Here is a 19,963-nt window from a genome sequence, read left to right as displayed (position 1 = left end):
AATCCCAGCCAGGCGACAGGAGCCCCGCATATGGCCAAACGCCCGATCTTTCAGGACGTGACCGAGGACACCAAGCCCGCCGCCCCCGCGACGGGCGGCATGATCGACGCCGCACCCAAGGGCGCGCGCCGCGCCATCCGAGCGTGGCTGATCGTGCTGTTCGTGCTGGTCTCGGCGATGATCGCGCTTGGCGGGGCGACGCGGCTGACCGGCTCGGGTCTGTCGATCACCGAATGGGCGCCGGTCACCGGCGCGCTGCCGCCGATGAACGAGGCCGACTGGCAGGCGGAATTCGACGCCTACAAGCAGATCCCGCAATATGCCGAGGTGAACCCGGATATGGAGCTTGCGGGCTTCAAGCGGATCTACTGGTGGGAATGGTCGCATCGCCAGCTTGGCCGGATCATCGGCCTGGTCTGGGCAGCGGGTTTCCTGTGGTTCCTGCTGCGCAGGCGCATTCCGACCGGCTGGACCCCGCGCCTGCTGATCCTCGGCGCGCTTGGCGGTCTGCAAGGCGCGATCGGCTGGTGGATGGTCTATTCCGGCGTCGCCACCACGACGCTGACCTCGGTCGCCAGCTATCGGCTGGCCGTGCATCTGGGCCTCGCCTTCGCGATTCTCGGGCTGATCGCGTGGTATGCCCTGCATCTGTCGCGCTCCGAGGCGGATCTGATGCGCGCCCGCCGCGCCGGAGAGGCGAAGCTATTTTCCATGTCCACCGGGCTGATGCATTTCGCCTTCCTGCAAATCCTGCTGGGCGCGCTTGTCGCGGGGATCGACGCCGGGCGGCAATATACCGGCTGGCCGACCATGGGCGGCGAGTGGATCCCGGCGGCGATCTGGGACGGAACGCTCGGCTGGCGGAACTTCTTTGAAAACCCTGCCCTCGTGCAGTTCATCCACCGCATGTCGGGCTATCTGCTGGCGATCTTCGCGGTGGTGGTCTGGCTGCGCGCCCGCCGCTCGCCGCACCCGGTGACTCGCGGTGCCTTCACGGTGATGCTGGTCGCGATGGCGGTGCAGATCGGGCTGGGCATCATGAACGTGATCCACGCCTCGCCGCTGCCGTTGGCGCTGACCCACCAGATCGGCGCGGTGGCGCTGTTCACGCTGATCATCCGCGCGCGGCATCATGCACGCTTCCCCCATGAAACCTCTGTCCGCGGAGTCCGGAAATGAGCGATTTCGACGCCCTCATGGAATTTCAGCGCACCACCGAGGCGCTGTCCTCGGTCGCGCAACGGCTTGGCTGGGATCAGGAAACCGTCATGCCACGCGGAGCCACGGAACAACGCGCCGAAGAAATCGCCGCGATGGAGGCCGTGCTGCATGAACGCCGGACCGATCCGCGCATCGGCGAATGGCTCGACAGCGCCGAATCCGAGGCAGAGGATGCCGAGGATGCAAGGATGCTGGCGCTGATCGGGCGCGATTACCGCCGCCAGATCCGCATCCCGGCGCGGCTGGCGACGGAGCTTGCCCGGCTGACCTCTCTCTCGCAGGGGATCTGGGCCGAGGCGCGGGGCGCGGATGACGTGTCCGCCTTCCTGCCGACGCTCTCGGAAATACTGATGCTGAAGCGCGAAGAGGCCGCAGCGCTCGCGGATGGCGGCGGCGCCTATGACGCGTTGCTGGACGATTACGAACCCGGCGCGACGGCAGAGAGCCTGTCGGCGATCTTCACCGCGATGCGCCCGCGCCTCGTGCAGCTGCGCGACGACGTTCTGGGCGCCGAGATCCAGCCCGAACCGCTGAGCGGGCAGTTCCCGGCAGAGACCCAGCTTCGCCTTGCCCGGCAATGCGCCACGGCCTTCGGCTATGACTGGTCGCGGGGCCGCATGGATCTGGCGGTGCATCCGTTCAGCTCGGGGACGTGGCAGGACAGCCGGATCACCACGCGCGTGGTCACGGCGGACCCGTTCAACTGCCTCTATTCGACCATTCACGAGGTCGGCCATTCCAATTACGAACTCGGCATCGATAGCGACTATGCCTTTACCGCGCTTGGCGGCGGGGTGTCTCTGGGCGTGCACGAATCGCAATCCCGCATCGCCGAGAACCAGATCGGCCGCTCGGAGGCCTTCACCCATTGGCTGTTCGAGCGCATGACCGAGGCGTTTGACGGGCTGAACATCACCGACCCGCGCGGCTTCTATGGCAGCGTGAACCGGGTCACGCCGGGCTATATCCGCACCGAATCCGACGAGGTGCAGTATAATCTCCACATCATGATGCGCTTCGATCTGGAGCGCGACCTGATCTCGGGCAAGCTGGATGTCGAGGATCTGGAAGAGGCGTGGAACGCGCGCTTCCTCAAGGATTTCGGCGTCGCGGTCGACAAGCCCTCCAACGGCGTGCTGCAGGATGTGCATTGGGCGGTGGGGCTGTTCGGCTATTTCCCGACCTATGCGCTCGGCAATGTCTATGCGGGCTGCCTGAACCGGGCCATGCGCGACGCGCTGCCCGATCTGGACACCGCCCTGCGCGAGGGAGACGCCACCCCCGCCGTCGAATGGCTGCGCGAGAATGTCCATCGCCACGGCAGGCTCATCCCAGCCGCGCAACTGATCGAGCAGGCCAGCGGAGAGGACGTCTCGGCCGAGCCGCTGCTCGACTATCTCGAAGAGAAATTCGGCGGCATCTACGCGCTCTGATCCTCGCCGGTCATGGCGATCACGGCGGAAACGGCACGCTTCCAGGCGCTGTAATGCTTGTGCCGCGCGGCCTCGTCCATGCGCGGCTCGAAACGCCGGTCGAGCTTCCAGGCCCGTGCATATTCCTCCGGCCCCGGACAGATCCCGGCCTTGTATCCCGCCAGCCATGCCGCGCCCTGCGCCGTGGTCTCGGTATTCTCGGGCCGGTCCACCGGCGCGCCCAGAATATCGGCAAGGAACTGCATCGCCGGTTCGCTGGCGGTCATGCCGCCATCGACGCGCAGCACCGCGTCGCCCGCATCCGGCCAGTCGGCCCGCATCGCCTGCAACAGATCCCGCGTCTGGAACCCGACCGAGCGCAGCGCGGCAAGCGCGAATTCCGCCGGACCGGTGTTCCGGGTCAGGCCGAACACCCCGCCCCGCGCATTCGGGTTCCAGTATGGCGCGCCCAGCCCGGTAAAGGCGGCGACCATGATGATCTCCTGCCCCTCATCGGCCTTGGCCGACAGATCCGCCGTCTCGCCGGCCTCGCGGATGATCTTCAGCCCGTCGCGCAGCCATTGCACCACCGCGCCGGCGATGAAGATCGACCCCTCAAGCGCATAGACCGGCTTGCCGTCCAGCTGATAGGCGATGGTCGTCAGAAGCCGGTTTTCCGAGCGCACCGCCTCTTCGCCGGTGTTCAGCAGCGCGAAGCAGCCCGTGCCATAGGTGGACTTCATCATCCCGGCCTCGAAACAGGCCTGCCCCACCGTCGCCGCCTGCTGATCGCCCGCCACGCCGAGGATCGGCACCTCGCGCCCGAACAGATCGGCGCGTGTCACCCCGAATTCCGCCGCCGAATCGCGCACCTCCGGCAGCAGCGCCATCGGCACGCCGAACATCCGGCACATCTCTTCGGACCACTCGCCCTTGCGAATGTCATACAGCATCGTCCGCGCGGCATTGGTGGCGTCGGTGACATGGCTCTGCCCGCCGGTGAGTTTCCAGATCAGAAACGTATCCACCGTACCGAAAGCCAGCTCGCCCTTCTCGGCGCGGCCCCGGGCGCCCTCGACCTGATCGAGAATCCAGCCGATCTTCGTGGCGCTGAAATAAGGGTCCAGCAACAACCCGGTCGTATCGGTGACCTGGCTCTCGTGACCTTCGGATTTCATCCTGACACAAATATCCGCGGTCCGGCGGTCCTGCCAGACAATCGCTCGGTGAATCGGCCTGCCGGTGCCGCGATCCCAGATCAGCGTGGTTTCGCGCTGATTGGTGATGCCGATCGCGTCGATCCGCGGCGCGCCCGCCTTCTCGATCGCGCCGCGCGCGGTGGCGGCGGTGGTGGTCCAGATATCGTCGGGATCATGCTCGACCCAGCCCGATTGCGGGAAATGCTGATCGAATTCCTGCTGCGCGGTGGCCTCGACCGACAGATCGTCCGAAAACACGATGCCGCGCGATGAGGTGGTGCCCTGGTCGATGGCGAGAATGGTCATGAAGCGTCCTCCCTGCCCGATTGGTCGCGCGGGGCGCGGCCGCCGTCAAGCCGGTGCCGCGTCACAGCGGACGATGCGCGCCCCAGTCCCCCTGCGCGAAGACGAGCGGCCTGCCCCTGCCCGCCTCGACCCGCAGCACATGGCCGATGACCAGCGTGTGGTCTCCGGCGTCATGGCTGTCATGAAGCGCGCAATCAAAACGGGTCAGCACGCCGGGGATCACCGGCACATGCTCGGGCGAAGCGGCCAGATCCAGACCGTCGAACTGCGCGCCACCGCGGGTGAACCGCTCGGCCAGATCGCGCTGATCCTCGGCCAGCACATGCACGCTGAAATAGGGCGCTTGGGCGAAGAGATCATGGCGGCGCGAGAATTTCCCCGGCGACCACAGCACAAGCGGGGGCGCGAGAGACAGCGATGCGAAGCTGTTGGCGGTCAGCCCCTGCGGCCCTGTTGCTGACGGGATCGTCACAACCGTCACCCCGGTCGCGAAGCTGCCAAGCGCGTCGCGGAAGGCGCGGGCATGGTCGTGATCGGGGGTGAATGATGTCATGCGACCTCGTGGCCGAGCGCTGCCTCGTACAGAATGAACCAGTCCTCGCGATCCATCTCGACGCTCAACGCATCAGAAAGCTGTCGGATCCGTGTCAGCGTGTTGGTGCCCATCACCGGGATGATCCCTGCCGGATGATGCAACAGCCATGCCACGGCGAGCGCCGCAAGATCGCAGCCCTTGGTCTCGGCCATGTTGCGCAGCGCCTCGATCAGCGCCGGGCGCACCCCCGCAAACAGCGCCCCCCCGGCCAGCGGAGACCAGGCCATCGGCAGCATCCCTTCGCGCTGCATGAAGGCCAGATCGCCATTGCTGAGCGCCTCGGGCGCGGCAAGCGAGATCTCGATCTGGTTGGCGCAGAGCGGCTGGTACATGCTCTCCTGCAAAAGCGCGATGTCATGGGGGCGGAAGTTCGACACACCGACGGCGCGCACCTTGCCCGCCTCGACCACCGCATCCAGAGCGCGACCGGTCTCGACCGGGTCCATCAGCGGATCGGGGCGGTGGATTAGCAAAAGATCGATGCGGTCGGTCTTCATGTCGCGCAGGCTGGCATCGACGCTGGCCGCGATATGGGAAGCCGAGGTGTCGTAATGCTTGACCCGCGCCGCTGCATGGCGGCCCATCGGTGCGACGATCCCGCATTTGGTGACGATCTCGACCTTGTCGCGCAGCTCTGGCGCTGCCTTCAGCGCCGCGCCGAGCACGGCCTCGGCCGTATAGCCGCCATAGATATCCGCCTGGTCCAGCGTGGTGATGCCCTGTTCCAGACAGGCCTCGATCTTGGCCTGAACATGGCCGGGGCTGGTGTCGCTGTCATCGGCGATCCGCCACATTCCGTAGCCGATCCGGCTCAGCGCGACACCATCGGCAATCGAAATCCGGTTCATTTCCATCGGCTCGACCTCTCGGATTACAAATTCCTGTCTTTATCGGCATGACGCGACGAACGTCACCCGCCGCGGCCGCCCGGTCTTGCCCGTGACGGCGTGCCGATGCAACTCCTTGAAACTGGTTGTATTTGCATCATTCCCGGCGCTCGCGATCATCGCGCCACCTTGGTCGAAGTTCCGCCCCGAGGCAAGCCGTCGGCGCAATTTGCCATGATTCCTGACCTTTCGCAGCGCTGGTGCGGAGGCACCGCCTTGCGGCGCGCAGATCAGTCCTTCATGCGGCGCAGATAGGTCCAGGTGGGGACGCGGGAATTGCGTGCCACCGACCAGCTTTCCGCGTCACCGAGATAGGCGAAGCCGCAATTGGTCAGCACACGGGCCGAGCCGGGATTGTCCTGAAACACCTCGGCAAACAGCGTGCGCGCCTGATGCGGATTGACCGACACCAGCCCGCTGACCGCCTCGCTGGCAAAGCCGGTATTCCAGAACCCGGCGCCGACCCAGAATCCCAGCTCGGATTGCTGATCCTCCATCCGGGTCAGAGAGACGATGCCCAGGACCTCGCCGAGCCCGCCGGCCGAGCCGTCGATGGCCCAGACATCTTCGGTCCGCTCTGCGTCCATCGCACGGCTTACAAAGGCCTCGGCGGCGCCGGGCGGCAGCGGGTGCGGGATGGCGCGGGTGCCCTCGGCCACGCGGCGATCGGCGGTGTAATGCGCGATCAGCCCGACATCCGAGCGGCGCAGCGGTCGCAGTTCCAGCCGTTCGGTGCGGATCACGGGCTGATCGGCGACGGCATCGGGGGCAACCTCGGCAACTGCGTTCATCTTTTCTCCTCCTGCGGGGCGCGCGCGCGCTGACGCGTGCGATGCGGTGCCCCAAAATTCTAAGGGGGACCGGCTTGCGCCGATCCCCCTGATATTCGCCGGGTTCGTATCGGCTTACTCGGCAGCCTCGGCATTAACGGGCATGACCGAAATATAAGTGCGACCCTTGAGACCCTTTTTGAAGGTCACTTCGCCATCGGTGAGCGCGAAAAGAGTGTGATCGCGGCCCATGCCGACATTCTGGCCCGGCCACCAGGTGGTGCCGCGCTGACGCACGATGATGTTGCCTGCGATGGCGCTCTGACCGCCATACAGCTTGACGCCAAGGCGGCGGCCAGCGGAGTCGCGGCCGTTCCGGGACGAACCGCCTGCTTTTTTATGTGCCATGGTTTCAGTCCTTCTTGCCTTTGGCCAGTTCCTTGGCCTGCTTGATCCAGTCGTCGCGCTCGATACGGCCATGGAAGGCCAGCTGGTCGTCCATATATTCGATCTCGGCCTTTTTCCACTCGGCGATCTGATCGAAATGGAACACGCCGTTCTCGTGCAGCAGCTCTTCCAGCTTCGGACCCACGCCCGAGATCTGCTTGAGATCGTCGGCACCGCCCTCACGGGCTTCGGTCAGAAGATTGGCGGGGCGGGTGCCGGCGCTTTTCGGGGCGTCGTCCGCCTTGTCGGCCTTTTTCTCGGCCTTCGCTGCGGTCTCTTTCTTGGCGGCGGGCTTGTCGTCCTTCTTCGCGGCGGCTTTCTTGGCGGTTTTTTTCGCCTCGGCTTCCGACACGTAAGAGGCACCGGCGGTGCGCGCGCCAATGGCTTCCTTGACGCCCGACTTATCGCCGCCCTTTTCCAGCACGTCGGTCACGCGCAGCAGGGTCAGCTGCTGACGATGGCCGCGGGTCCGCTGCGAGCTGTGCTTGCGGCGGCGCTTGACATAGGTGATGACCTTGTCGGCCTTGATCTGGTCGATGACCTCGGCCTGAACCGCGGCACCATCCACCAGCGGCGAGCCGATGGTCGAGCCGACCATCAGAATTTCGTTGAACTGGACTTTCTCGCCAGCACCGGCGGCCAGTTTTTCCACGCGCAGCACGTCGCCCGCCTGAACGCGGTATTGCTTGCCGCCCGTCTTGAGAACTGCGAACATTCGTCGTCTTCCTTCGTATCCCGCATCCTGCGGCCCCAGCAATTGCTGGCGTTTCGGGCGATGGGCCCGCCTTCGGACAGCGCACCCGCGCATCGGGTGATGGTTGAAAAATATAACGCCGGCAACGGGCGATGCCCGGCCGGTGAGCTGCATATGGGGGATTCGGCGGGCAAAGTCAAGCAACAGCCTGCCGCCAGCGCGCACCCTTATCGCGGCATTCTTTCCCCGCGAGGCTGCGTTCATAGCGGCGGCGCGCGCCATGTCCAGCCACGCGCGACGCCGACTTGAAACCGCATCGGCTCCTGCCTATCAGGGGGCCAAGCTCGCATCAAAGGATGAACCCCATGGACCTCGACGCCCGCCGCAATGCCGATCCGCAGCACTGGAATCTCGCCACCTCGATCCGGGTGCTGGCGATGGATGCGGTGCAGGCTGCCAATTCCGGCCATCCCGGCATGCCGATGGGCATGGCCGACGTGGCCACCGTGCTGTTCCGCAATCACCTGAAATTCGACGCCAGCGCGCCGAACTGGTTCGACCGCGACCGTTTCATCCTGTCGGCCGGACATGGCTCGATGCTGCTTTACGCGCTGCTCTACCTGACCGGCTACGAGCAGATGACCATCGAGCAGATCAAGAATTTCCGCCAATGGGGCGCGATCACGGCGGGTCATCCCGAATACGGCCATGCCGAGGGGATCGAGACCACCACCGGCCCGCTCGGTCAGGGGATCGCCACCTCGGTCGGCTTCGCCATCGCCGAAGAGGCGATGCGGGCCGAGTTCGGCGAGGATCTGTGCAGCCACCGTACCTGGGTCATCGCCGGGGATGGCTGCCTGATGGAAGGCATCAGCCAGGAGGCCATCGCGCTTGCCGGGGCGCAGAAGCTCGGGCGGCTGATCGTGCTGTGGGATAATAACGACATCACCATCGACGGCGCGGTGAGCCTGTCGGACAAGACCGATCAGCGCCAGCGTTTCGAGGCGTCGGGCTGGCGCGTGCTGTCCTGCGACGGCCATGACGCCGCCGATATCGACCGCGCGCTGAGTGAGGCCGCGAATGGCGATGGCCGCCCCACCCTCGTGGATTGCAAGACCATCATCGGATACGGCTCCGAGAAGAAGCAGGGCACGGCGGGCGCGCATGGCTCGCCCCTGGGAGACGAGGAAATTGCCGCCACGCGCCGCCATTACGGCTGGGAGCATGCCGAATTCATCATCCCCGACGACATCCTCTCGGAGTGGCGCGAGATCGGCAAGCGTGGCGCCGAGGCGCGTCAGGCCTGGAATGACCGCGTCGACGGGCTGGCGGCCGACAAGCGCGATGCCTTCGCGCGCCGCATCTCGGGGGAATCCAACGGCAAGCTCGGCCCGGCGATTGCCGCGCTGAAGGATCAGGCCCTGGAAGGGCAGCACAAGGTCGCGACCCGGAAAGCCTCGGAAATGGTGCTGGAAGTCATCAACCCGGCCCTGCCCGAGATGTTCGGCGGCTCCGCCGACCTGACCGGCTCGAACAACACCAAGACCGGCGATCTTGGCGTGTTCGACGTGCAGAACCGCGCCGGGCGCTATCTGCATTACGGCATCCGCGAACACGGTATGGCCGCCGCGATGAACGGGATCTTCCTGCATGGCGGCTTCCGCCCCTATGGCGGCACCTTCCTGACCTTTACCGATTACGCGCGCGGCGGCATGCGGCTTTCGGCACTGATGGGGCTTGGGGTGATCTATGTCATGACCCACGATTCGATCGGGCTTGGCGAGGACGGGCCGACCCACCAGCCTGTCGAGCATCTTGCCATGTGCCGCGCCACGCCCAACACGCTGGTGCTGCGCCCCTGCGACCTGATCGAGACTGCCGAAGCCTGGGAGATCGCTCTGGACAGCGAGGATGCGCCTTCGGTCATGGCATTGTCGCGCCAGGGTCTGCCGCTTCTGCGTCAGGACGCGGGCGACAACCTTTCCGCCAGGGGCGCCTATGTCATGCGCGAAGCCTCCGCCACGCCGAAGGTGATCCTGATGGCTTCGGGTTCCGAGGTGGAAATCGCGGTGAAGGCGCAGGAAAAGCTTGAAGAGGCCGGGACGCCGACCCGCGTCGTGTCGGTCCCCTGCATGGAGCTGTTCCGCGATCAGGACGAAGCCTATCGCCAGCAGGTGCTGCCGGGCGACACGGTCCGCGTCGCCATCGAAGCCGGGGTCCGGCAGGGCTGGGACTGGCTGTTGATGGGAGAGCGCGGCAGCGATGCCCGCGCGGCCTTTGTGGGGATGGACGGTTTCGGAGCCTCGGCCCCGGCGCCCCGGCTCTATGAGGAGTTCGGCATCACCCCCGAGGCGGTTGTCGAAAAAGCGAAGGCGCTGCTGTAAGTGTCAACGGCACCGCTCCACAGCTTGAAGAACGAGGCGCAGCGATCTGATCGCGCTGCGTTTCTCTGATGGCGTTGCGCCCGCTTCCGCGTGGTTTCGCCCTGTTCGGGCGCGAGCGTGACGGCACGCGGCAGCTATCGCGCAGCGACCAGACGCAAGGCATCCTGATTCTGTGCTCGGCGATTTTCCTGTTCACGCTGATGGATGCCACCGCGAAATATCTGGGCCAGTTCTATTCGCCCGCGCAGGTGGTCTGGGCGCGGTTCATGGGCAATCTGGTGGTGGTGCTTCTGGTGTTCCGGACGCGGTTCCTTCCGATGCTGCGATCACGCCACCCGATGTTCCAGTTCTGGCGGGCGGTGACGCAGCTTGCCTCGGTCTCGCTGTTCTTCACCTCGTTGAAATATATCGGCATCGCCGAGGCCACCGCGATCATGGACATGAACCCGGTGCTGATCACGCTTGGCGGGGCGCTGTTTCTGGGCGAGACGATTGGCTGGCGGCGCATTCTCGGCATTGTCGCAGCCATGATCGGCGCGATGATCATCATCCGGCCCGGCGCGGGCGTGTTTCACCCGGCGGCGCTGCTGCCGCTGATCGGGGCCTTCACCTTCGCGGCGGGCGCGCTGCTGACCCGGATGGTGCGGGCCGATGCGCTCGGCACCTCGCTGATCTGGTCGGTGATGGTGGGCGCCGTCGCCAGCTCGGCCGTGGTGCCGTTCTTCTGGGAGCCGATCCGCGCCGAACATCTCTGGGCCTATGGGCTGATCGGCTGTTTCGGGGCCGCCTCGCAGGCGCTGCTGATCCGCGCCTTCTCCATCGCCGAGGCGGGCGCGATCGCGCCGTTCGGCTATACCGGCGTGGTCTGGGCCGGCGTCTGGGGCTGGCTGTTCTGGGGCGTGCTGCCCGATATCTGGACGGTGATCGGCGCGGCAATCATCGTCGGGGCCGGGATCTATATCTGGTCGCGCGAGAAGAAGCTGGCGGAACATGGCTAGGCGCGACAGGGACGATGACGACACGAGCTGGACCGACCGGCTGGCCAATACCGCATTCCTCGCGGTGATGGGGCTGGCGCGCGCCCTGCCCTATGAGCGGCGGATTCCGGCGGTCGGCTGGTTCTTCGCTCGCCTGCTCGGGCCGCTAGCGGGATGGGCGAAACGGGCGCGGGAAAATCTTGCCCTCGCCATGCCCAAACTGGACGACGCTGCCCGCAAGCAGATCGCGCGCGAGGTGCTGAACAATGCCGGCCGCTCGATGGCCGAGATCTATTCGGGTGACGAATTCACCTCTCGCATCGCCGCCGATGCGCCGCTGACCGGGCCGGGGCTGGCGGCGCTGCGCGATGCCGCGGAACAGGACCGCCCGGTGATCCTCGCCTGTGCGCATTTCGGCAATTACGACGCCATGCGCGCGGCGCTTGCGGCGCAGGGCTGGCCGGTCGGGGCGCTGTATCGTCCGATGAACAACGAGGCGTTCAACGCCCATTACATCCCGGCCATTCAGGCCATTGCCGAGCCGGTCTTTCCGCGCGGCCGTGCCGGTTTCGCCGCGATGCTGAAATTCCTGCGCGGCGGCGGGATGCTGGCGCTTGGCTTCGATCAGTTCGTCCATGATGGCACCGAGCTGCAATTCTTCGGCCTGCCCTCGCGCACGGTGCTGACCCCGGCCGAGCTGGCGCTGCGCTATGATGCGCTGCTGCTGCCGATTGCCGGGGTTCGCCAGCCGGACGGGCTGAGCTTCCGCGTCGAGGTCGGCGCCGCCGTCGATCACACCACCCCGCGCGAAATGATGCAGGCGCTGAATGACGATCTGGAAACCCGCATCCGCGCCCATCCGGGCCAGTGGTTCTGGGTGCATCGCCGCTGGAAGAAGCGCGGGCGGCGCTAGATCACTCGGCCAGTTCCATATCCTCGGGCCATCGCAGCGAGGTCGTCAGCGTGATCTCCTGACGCTGCCCGGCATTCAGCGGCATCTCCCAGACCAGGAGGCCGCGCTTGCCGTCGGGATCGGTTTCATCGGGCGGCACCGATGCGGTCCAGTCGACCGTCAGCGCCTCTTGCTCAGAGACCGGCACCCGGTCGATCATGCGCAACCTGTAATCTCGCCCGGTCAGGTTCTCTGCCGACAGGATCGCGGTTTCGTCAAGCGCCGCGCTGCGGCGGATCAGGCCCATATCGCCGCTTTGCCGGTCCGGCAGCCGCCGTTCGAGCATGATCCCGTCAATCGCACCGAAGCCGATCTTCATTTCGTCGCCCGCGGCGGTCAGATCGAGCCGGGTGCGCCCGACCATCGCGCCATCGGCATAGAGCGTCGCCGGGCCGGGCAGGATCGCCTCTTGCAGGGGGTTTTCGGTGTCGGCGACCAGATAGGCGGTGCTGTCGCGGGCGGGCACCGCCTCGGCCACCAGAGCCTCGATCGGCATGTCCTGTCGGTCCAGCGACAGGCGCAGATCGTCCACCCCGTCGCGCAGATCGACCGGGCTGTCATAACGATAGATCGCGGTCGCGCCCATGAACTCGGTCCGCGCCGCGTCAGCCACCGGCGAGGGCTGCTTCATCAGCGCCCCGCCGGCCATATCCGCGGCCATCATCTCTGTTTCGGCATAGACCGGCCTCACCGGATCTTCCGGGTCGTAGATGCGGACCCTGTGCGGTGACAGCTCGCTCGGGGCCGAGCGCTGTGCAGGGCGCGAGGTGGACAGCGTCAGCGCGACGTCTGACCAGTCTTCGCCGCTCGACTGGCTGACAAGCAGCCCGCGTTCCAGCGTCAGCGAACCGGCCTCCTGATCCAGCCGGAGATCATAGACCGGGGCCCAGCTTGCCGCATCGACATGACCGGTGATGCGCAGCGTTGCCGGGCCGCCTTGCCCGTTCACCGCGATGACCAGCGTTGCCCGGTCGTCGCTTGGCGGCTGCTCGAGCGCTTCGAGACGCTGGCGGGCGTTTTCCAGCGCGCGCTCGGCCTCGCCACGGCCCTGCGCCGCGGCAAAGGCGCGGGTCTCGGCCTCGATGGCGCTGCGGCGGGCAGCGAGGATGCGGGCGCCAACCATATCGGCAAGCGCGTTCACATCGCCCGAGCCCGCGCTGTCGCTGCGGGCGAGATCCTTGAGGAAGGCCACCATGTCGCGCGCGGTCTCGGCCTCGGCGGCGATGAGCTCGGCCTCGGCGTCATGCGCGCGCAGGCTGCGTTCCAACCGCCTCACCTCCTGCCGCGCAGCCGCGATGGCGTCGGGATCGGCACTGCTGTCAGGCAATGCGCGCCCTCGCTGGAGACTGACCGCGCCGATACCGGCCCCTTCGGCCGAGACGCGCAGGCTGTCGGGGCTGGTCCCGGGCGGCAGGCCCGGAATGACGAGCTCATGCGCGCCTTCGGGCAGTTCGGTCCGGGCGATGCGCGTCACGCTCGCGCCCTGCGGATACAGCACCGCCTCGCGGACGGGCGCGTCGAGTTCGAATCTGTCGGCGAAGGCAGGGGCGGCCAATAGAATGGCGGCACTGGTCAACAGCTCACGCATGGCATCCTCTGGTTTCCACAGGGAAATCATGCCCCAGCCCGGCACGGCGTGGCAAAGCCTGGCGACACACGGCGCTTCACTTCACCGTGTGCCGCCGGGTCGGTATCAGCCCTTGCCCGGCCCGTCCTCGGCGCCCGCATCCGGTCCCGGGTTCTCGGTACCGCCGTAATAGGCGCCGCTGTCATGGCGGAACGCGTCGCTATGATCGTCCGCCGCGGGCCTGCCCGCCGCGCCGTCGCCGCCATTGGCGTCATGTTCGGTTGCCGGATCATGGCCGTCCTCGCCCAGCACCTCATCATCCGAGGCGTCCACCGGGTCGCTGCTGTCATCCTCGCGCAGGCTGCCCGAACCAGCACCCTTGCGCACCGCCTTGGCCTCTTCGCGGGCCAGTTCCCGCTCCTTGCTGACCTCGTCGGATTCGCGGCGGATCTTTTCCGCGATCTCGGGCGGGATCATCGAGATGATCCGCATTCCCGGACGGCCCTCCGGCTCTTCGTCGCGCCCGACGAAACGCACCTCGCTTTCTTCGACGATGGCAAGCGGGATCGCCCCTTCGCGGGCCTCTTTCCAGTCTGCGTAAGTATATTCCTCGGTCAGCCGAGTGGTGCGGAAGATCCAGCCATCGGCGAGCAATTCCAGATATTGCGCGAGCGTCCGGCCGCCATTCACGCCTTGCCCGCCAAGCTGGCTAGGCAGGGAATGCCGCGCCCGGTCCTCTTTGGCGCGCGAGATCTGCCAGATCGAATCGCGGCCGAATTCCGGCGCGAGGTCGGTGGCGACCAGCGTGTTATAGGCGTCGTTGTCCGACGCGGCCAGAATGGTCGAATAGGTGATGAACTCCACCCCGTGCTCGGCCGCTTCGGACAGGATGTCCCCGTAATAGATCGGCACCCCCGCCTGCCGGGCCGAGCGCAGCATGCCCCGGTTGGGATCGGTGACCAGCACCTTGACATCGGCATTGCCGAGCGCGGTCGCCAGCCCCGTCGAAAAGGCCGAGCCGCCGACGATGATCAGCCCCGGCTGCTCGCCCGAACTCAGACCCAGCCGGTTGGCCAGCGGTTTCAGCCCGAAGCCGTGCAGGATCACCGTGGTCAGCACCAGCACAAAGGCCAGCGGTTGCAACACGGCGCCATCCTCGATCCCTTCGGCCACAAGCCGTTCGGCAAAGATGCCCGAGATCGCCAGCAGCACCACCCCCCGCGGCCCGGTAAAGGCGACGAGCAGCCTCTCCTTCCACGGGATCGAGGTCCACGACAAAGAGGCCAGCACCGTTGCCGGCCGGACCAGAAGGATGACGGCAAGGATAAACAGCGCCGAGCGCCAGTTGAGCAGCGACAGCATCTCGAGATTGACGCCCGCCGCCAGCAGGATGAAGACACCCGACAGCAGCAGCGTGGTCGCCTGTTCCTTGAAGCGGTAAATCTCGGTGTAGGACGGCAGATCGGCATTGGCGATCACCAGCCCCATCACTGTCACCGCCAGCAGACCCGATTCATGCAGCACCATATCCGACACCGCGAAGGCCGCGATCACCACGACGAAAAGCAGCGGCACCTTCATGTATTCCGGCACCAGCGAGCGCTGAAACGCCTTGACGATCCCGACCGCACCGGCAAAGCCGACCAGCGTCGCAAACACCACGCCCGAGGCCACGGTCCAGACCGCTTCGCCCGCGGATAATTCCTGCTGGCGGACCAGCACCACCTCCAGCGCGATGACGGCGACGAGCGCGCCTACCGCGTCGTTGACGATGCCTTCCCATTGCAGAAGCTGGGCGGGGCGGTTGAAGAGTTTTGCCGTGCGCAGCAGCGGCGCGATGACGGTCGGGCCGGTGACGATCATGACCCCGCCGAAGACGATGGCCGATTGCCAGCTCAGCCCGGCGATATAGGCCAGCGCCAGCGACGACAGGAACCAGCCGAGCGGCGCGCCGATAAAGACCAGGCGCCGCACCCCCGGCGCGGCATCGGCGAGCTGCTTGAAATTCAGCGTCAGCCCCCCTTCGAACAGGATCACCGCCACCGCCAGCGAAATCATCGGACCGACGAGATCGCCGATATCGCGCTCGGGGATGAAGATCCCGGTGAACGGCCCGAGGATCAGCCCCGCCGCCAGCATCACCACGATGCCGGGAAGGCGGAACTTCCATGCCAGCCACTGCGCTCCGACGCCGACCATGCCGACCAGAGCAAACGCCTCGACCGGGCTCAGCCCGCCCGCTCCTTCAACTGCCATGTCCACTTTCCCTCGAATCTCTGCGGCGCAACCGCTTACGGGCTGATTCTGTTCCATTCAAGACACATGGCCCGCGCCGCGGTGCTGCAATATTGACGCCCGGCCCCTATTAAGCTAGGGCAAACCCGTCCGCATCCGGCGGTCAAGCGAGGGGCGTGAGACTGCGTCCCATTTTTTCACCTGCGCCTCAAGACGCGGCGAATGGACGCATATGACAAAATTCTCCGACCTCAAACTCGATCCGAAAGTTCTCAAGGCCGTGGCCGAAGCGGGTTACGAAACCCCGACGCCGATCCAGGCCGGGGCGATCCCGCCCGCACTCGAAGGCCGCGACGTTCTGGGCATCGCCCAGACCGGCACCGGCAAGACCGCCAGCTTCACCCTGCCGATGATCACCCGCCTGTCGCGGGGCCGGGCGCGGGCGCGGATGCCGCGCAGTCTGGTGCTGTGCCCGACGCGCGAACTGGCCGCGCAGGTGGCCGAGAATTTCGACATCTATGCCAAGAACACCCGCCTGACCAAGGCGCTGCTGATCGGCGGGGTGTCCTTCGGCGAACAGGACAAGCTGATCGACCGGGGCGTCGATGTGCTGATCGCCACGCCGGGCCGTCTGCTGGATCATTTCGAACGCGGCAAGCTGCTGCTGACCGGGGTCGAGGTCATGGTCGTCGACGAGGCCGACCGCATGCTGGATATGGGCTTCATCCCCGATATCGAACGCATCTTCCAGCTGACGCCCTTCACCCGCCAGACGCTGTTCTTCAGCGCCACCATGGCGCCCGAGATCGAGCGGATCACCAACACCTTCCTGCACACGCCGGAACGGATCGAGGTGGCGCGTCAGGCCACCACCTCGGACACCATCACGCAAAAGCTGATCGAGATCACGCCGACCCGCAAGGACCAGACCGCCAAGCAGAAGCGCGAGCTTCTGCGCGCGCTGATCGAGGCCGAGGGCGAGGGGCTGAAGAACGCCATCATCTTCTGCAACCGCAAGACCGAAGTCGATATCGTCGCGAAATCGCTGAAAAAGCACGGGCTCGACGCCGCGCCGATCCACGGCGATCTGGATCAAAGCCAGCGCATGCGCACGCTCGACGGGTTCCGCGAGGGGACGCTGCGCTTCCTGGTTGCCTCGGATGTGGCGGCGCGCGGGCTGGATATTCCCGCCGTCAGCCATGTGTTCAATTTCGACCTGCCCTCTCATGCCGAGGATTATGTCCACCGTATCGGGCGCACCGGCCGCGCGGGCCGGAAGGGCACGGCCTATTCCATCGCCACGCCCTCGGATGACAAATATCTCTCGGGCATCGAGAATCTGGTGAAGCATACCCTGCCTCGGATGGACCCGCCGGAAGGGTTCTCGCTGTCCGATTCCGCCAGAGCGGCGCCGCGCCCGGGGCGAGATGGCAAGGGCGGCACCCGCTCGCGCTCGCGCAGCCGCCGGGATGAACGCCGCGAGGAACGCGGCGACGAGGCCAAGCGCGACACTGCGGCCGCCGAAAGCAGCAAACCCGACAGCGCGGCCCAGGAAACCGCCGCGCCCGAACCGCGCCGCGGCGACAGCAGCCGCGACGAGAAACCCTCCGGCAAGTCGCGCGACGATCGCAAGCGGGACGACAGATCACGCGACGACCGCGCCTCGGACCGGCGCGGCCAGTCCTCGCGCCGCGACGACCGTCGGCGTGGCGATGGCGGGCCTGCCGTTACGGGCATGGGCGATCACATCCCGGAATTCCTCAAGCAAAGCTTCAGCGGCGCGCTCGCCGCTACGGATGCGGCGATCGAGAAATCCGACGCAACCCCGGCCCAGGACGCGCCCGCCGAAGAGGCGCCGAAACCCAAGCGCAAGCGGCGCAGCCGCAAGGACGATGCGCCGGAGCAGCAGACGGATCAGCCGCAGACCGAGGCGCAACCGGCAGAGGCCGAGGCCACGCCCGAAGCAGATGCTGCGCCCGACGCCGAGCCGAAGAAACCGGCGCGCCGCAGCCGCAAGCGGAAATCCGAGGCCGAGACCAAAGCGGAGGAGGACACCGCCACGGCAGAGCCAGCCGCTGACACGGATCCGGAGCCCGAAAAGAAAGCGCCCGCAAAGCGCACGCGCCGCACCCCCAGCCGCAGCAAGGCCAAGACGGCCGCGACCGCAGAGGATGCGGCGGGGAAGGATGCGGCACAGCCGGACGCTTTGGCAGGCGATGACGCGCCGACTGCCGAGGACAAGCCCAAGCCCAAGCGCCGCAGCCCGCGCCGCAAGAAGGCCGAGGACAGCCAAGAGACTGCTGCCGAGACGCAGGACGCGGCAGCAGCCCCGGGCCATAGCCCTGCACCGGACAGCGACAGCGAAGGCTGAGGCCGGCGACGATGACCGGCGGCGCCCTCTCTGACCGCGCCCTGCCGCGCCGCAACAGGCTGGTGCCGCTGATCACCGATCTCGGACTCGGCGCCGCCGCGGCGCTCGGCCACGCGCCCTGGGGATTATGGCCGCTCACCCTGATCGCGCTCTGTGCCCTGTTCTGGCGCGTCGGTGCCAGCGATGGCGCGGGCCGCAGCGCCCTGCGCGCCCTCGCCGCCGGAACCGGCTATTTTGCCGTCGCGCTGAGCTGGATCGTAGAGCCCTTCCTTGTCGAACCCGAGATCTATGGCTGGATGGCCCCCTTCGCGCTGATCCTTATGGCGACCGGCGGAGGATTGTTCTGGGCGGTGCCCGGCTGGCTGGCGGGCCGTATCGCCGCACCCGGCGCGCCGCGCGCCCTCGCCTTCGCCGCCGGGCTGGTGATCTCGGACTGGCTGCGCGGATGGATTTTTACCGGCTTCCCCTGGACATTGCTGGGCCATGTCTGGATCGACACCCCCGCCGCACAGGCGGCCAGCCTCATCGGCGCGGTCGGGCTGTCGGCGCTGACCGCGACCGCCGCAACGCTGCCGCTGCTGTTTCGGGGCGTGGAACCGGGCTGGCGCGGTGTTTGGCCCGGCGCTGCGCTGTCGGCGCTGCTGATCGCCATGGCCTGGGCGGGCGGTCTGAAACGACTCGACACGCCGGTGACGCTGACCGGAACCACGCTGCGCCTCGTCCAGCCCAATGCCGAGCAGGCGCTGAAATGGGACCCCGACTGGGCGCAGATCTTCTGGGACCGGCTGCTGACCGAGACCGCCGCCGCGCCGGACGGCCCCGCCCCCGATGCGGTGATCTGGCCCGAGACCGCGGTGAATTTTCTGCTCGATCATGGCGGCGAGGCACTGTCGGTGATCGGCCGGACCGCCGACATGCCGGTGCTGATGGGCATTCAGCGCGCCGAAGGGAACCGCTATTACAACGCGCTGATCGAGCTCACCCCGCAGGGCGCAGTGCGGCAGAGCTATGACAAGTTCCACCTTGTCCCCTTCGGCGAATATATCCCCTGGGGCGCGGCGCTCTCGAAGCTAGGGATCGGGGCCTTCGCGGCGCAGCAGGGTTTCGGCTATACGCCCGGCCCCGGCCCGCAGGTCATGACGCCTGACGGGCTGCCCCCGGTGCAGCCGCTGATCTGCTACGAGGCGATCTTTCCCCAGCATCTGCGCGCGGTCGACGGCGCCGAATGGCTGGTGCAGGCCACCAATGATGCATGGTTCGGGACATTTTCCGGGCCGTATCAGCATCTGGCGCAGGCGCGGCTGCGCGCCATCGAATCGGGGCTGCCGCTGATGCGCGCGGCGAATACCGGGATCAGCGCGGCGATCGACCCTCTGGGACGCATCACAGCCAGCCTGCCGCTCGGCGCCACCGGCCATATCGACGCCGCCCTGCCTGCGGCGCTGCCGACGACACTCTGGACCCGGCTCGGACCGTGGCCGGTGCTGGCTCTGGCGATGGCGGCGCTGTTCGGCGCGGCGCGGTACCGGCGACGCTGAGCGGCGCCGAATGGAGCCTCCGGCGGGGATATTTCCGTCAGGATGAAGTTCACCCTGATCCAAATATCCATCACTGTGGCCGCTCATGCCACCTTCGACCATAAAAAAACCGCGCCGAAGCGCGGTTTCGTCATCACGTCGAGGGGCAGGCGATCTTACTTGATCTTGCCTTCCTTGTATTCGACATGCTTGCGGACCACCGGGTCGTATTTGTTGACCGTCATCTTTTCGGTCATGCTCTTGGCATTCTTTTTCGTCACATAGAAATGCCCGGTCCCGGCCGTCGAGTTCAGGCGGATCTTGATCGTCGCCGGCTTCGCCATGTTGCTTCTCCTGCTGCGGCGGCGCCGAACGGCCACCGTGAAAATTCATGAAGCCCGCTATTTAGCGCGCGCGCCGCGCATGTCA

The 19,963-nt window shown here is 66.6% G+C and carries 15 protein-coding genes and 1 pseudogene; 7 read left to right on the top strand and 9 right to left on the bottom strand.

From position 1 onward, the window contains the following. Positions 1–30: 30 nt before the first annotated feature. Together ctaA and PAF18_RS03830 are read left to right on the top strand one after the other, a co-directional pair. Positions 31–1,179, top strand: coding sequence for a heme A synthase (gene ctaA, locus PAF18_RS03835; RefSeq protein WP_271117309.1), 1,149 nt, complete (start codon positions 31–33; stop codon positions 1,177–1,179). Beyond that, the gene (locus PAF18_RS03830; RefSeq protein WP_271117308.1) at positions 1,176–2,654 is read left to right on the top strand and encodes a carboxypeptidase M32; all 1,479 of its coding nucleotides are present in this window, start codon (positions 1,176–1,178) and stop codon (positions 2,652–2,654) included. Before ctaA ends, PAF18_RS03830 begins: the two co-directional genes overlap by 4 nt. Here PAF18_RS03830 and glpK read toward each other — a convergent pair. The 6 genes from glpK to PAF18_RS03800 all read right to left on the bottom strand — a co-directional run bounded on the left by glpK (position 2,642) and on the right by PAF18_RS03800 (position 7,552). Further along, positions 2,642–4,138, bottom strand: coding sequence for a glycerol kinase GlpK (gene glpK / locus PAF18_RS03825; RefSeq protein ID WP_271117307.1), 1,497 nt, complete (start codon positions 4,136–4,138; stop codon positions 2,642–2,644). The two genes, PAF18_RS03830 and glpK, sit on opposite strands and share 13 nt — an antisense overlap. A gap of 61 nt (positions 4,139–4,199) precedes the next feature. After that, entirely contained in the window at positions 4,200–4,691 is a 492-nt protein-coding gene (locus PAF18_RS03820) for a flavin reductase family protein (RefSeq protein WP_271117306.1), read from the bottom strand. Continuing rightward, positions 4,688–5,581 (bottom strand): aldo/keto reductase, encoded by an 894-nt coding sequence (locus PAF18_RS03815; RefSeq protein WP_271118049.1) that lies wholly within the window; start codon positions 5,579–5,581, stop codon positions 4,688–4,690. The genes PAF18_RS03820 and PAF18_RS03815 overlap by 4 nt, the downstream gene beginning before the upstream one ends. A 269-nt stretch (positions 5,582–5,850) precedes the next feature. Continuing rightward, positions 5,851–6,411, bottom strand: a complete 561-nt coding sequence (locus PAF18_RS03810; RefSeq protein WP_271117305.1) for a GNAT family N-acetyltransferase — start codon at positions 6,409–6,411, stop codon at positions 5,851–5,853. Between the two features lie 114 nt (positions 6,412–6,525). Further along, complete coding sequence (gene rpmA, locus PAF18_RS03805; RefSeq protein ID WP_271117304.1) at positions 6,526–6,798, bottom strand: 50S ribosomal protein L27; 273 nt, start codon at positions 6,796–6,798, stop codon at positions 6,526–6,528. 4 nt (positions 6,799–6,802) lie between these two features. After that, entirely contained in the window at positions 6,803–7,552 is a 750-nt protein-coding gene (locus tag PAF18_RS03800) for a 50S ribosomal protein L21 (RefSeq protein ID WP_271117303.1), read from the bottom strand. 344 nt (positions 7,553–7,896) lie between these two features. On the opposite strand from PAF18_RS03800, the gene tkt reads away from it, so the two are divergent. The 3 genes from tkt to PAF18_RS03785 all read left to right on the top strand — a co-directional run bounded on the left by tkt (position 7,897) and on the right by PAF18_RS03785 (position 11,805). Beyond that, entirely contained in the window at positions 7,897–9,915 is a 2,019-nt protein-coding gene (tkt, locus tag PAF18_RS03795) for a transketolase (protein ID WP_271117302.1), read from the top strand. A gap of 68 nt (positions 9,916–9,983) precedes the next feature. Continuing rightward, complete coding sequence (locus PAF18_RS03790) at positions 9,984–10,913, top strand: DMT family transporter (RefSeq protein ID WP_271117301.1); 930 nt, start codon at positions 9,984–9,986, stop codon at positions 10,911–10,913. Then, positions 10,906–11,805, top strand: a complete 900-nt coding sequence (locus PAF18_RS03785) for a lysophospholipid acyltransferase family protein (RefSeq protein ID WP_271117300.1) — start codon at positions 10,906–10,908, stop codon at positions 11,803–11,805. The genes PAF18_RS03790 and PAF18_RS03785 overlap by 8 nt, the downstream gene beginning before the upstream one ends. Before the next feature lies 1 nt (position 11,806). On the opposite strand, the gene PAF18_RS03780 is transcribed toward PAF18_RS03785, so the two are convergent. Together PAF18_RS03780 and PAF18_RS03775 are read right to left on the bottom strand one after the other, a co-directional pair. Continuing rightward, on the bottom strand, positions 11,807–13,432 hold the full coding sequence (locus PAF18_RS03780) for a DUF4139 domain-containing protein (protein WP_271117299.1): 1,626 nt from the start codon (positions 13,430–13,432) through the stop codon (positions 11,807–11,809). Between the two features lie 105 nt (positions 13,433–13,537). Continuing rightward, positions 13,538–15,667, bottom strand: coding sequence for a cation:proton antiporter domain-containing protein (locus tag PAF18_RS03775; RefSeq protein WP_271117298.1), 2,130 nt, complete (start codon positions 15,665–15,667; stop codon positions 13,538–13,540). A gap of 211 nt (positions 15,668–15,878) precedes the next feature. Here PAF18_RS03775 and PAF18_RS03770 point away from each other — a divergent pair. After that, positions 15,879–17,420, top strand: a pseudogene (locus PAF18_RS03770) (DEAD/DEAH box helicase); the annotation flags it as partial. Positions 17,421–18,028: 608 nt separating this feature from the next. Beyond that, positions 18,029–19,555: an apolipoprotein N-acyltransferase gene (gene lnt, locus PAF18_RS03765; RefSeq protein ID WP_271117297.1), complete on the top strand. Its 1,527-nt coding sequence runs from the start codon at positions 18,029–18,031 to the stop codon at positions 19,553–19,555. A gap of 155 nt (positions 19,556–19,710) precedes the next feature. Here the strand turns inward: lnt and rpmG are convergent, their stop codons facing one another. After that, positions 19,711–19,878: a 50S ribosomal protein L33 gene (gene rpmG / locus PAF18_RS03760; RefSeq protein WP_271117296.1), complete on the bottom strand. Its 168-nt coding sequence runs from the start codon at positions 19,876–19,878 to the stop codon at positions 19,711–19,713. Positions 19,879–19,963: the final 85 nt, after the last annotated feature.

It is taken from the genome of Paracoccus sediminicola (assembly GCF_027912835.1).
Taxonomy (GTDB): Bacteria; Pseudomonadota; Alphaproteobacteria; order Rhodobacterales; family Rhodobacteraceae; genus Paracoccus; species Paracoccus sediminicola.
This window is presented reverse-complemented; position numbering and strand designations above follow the sequence as displayed.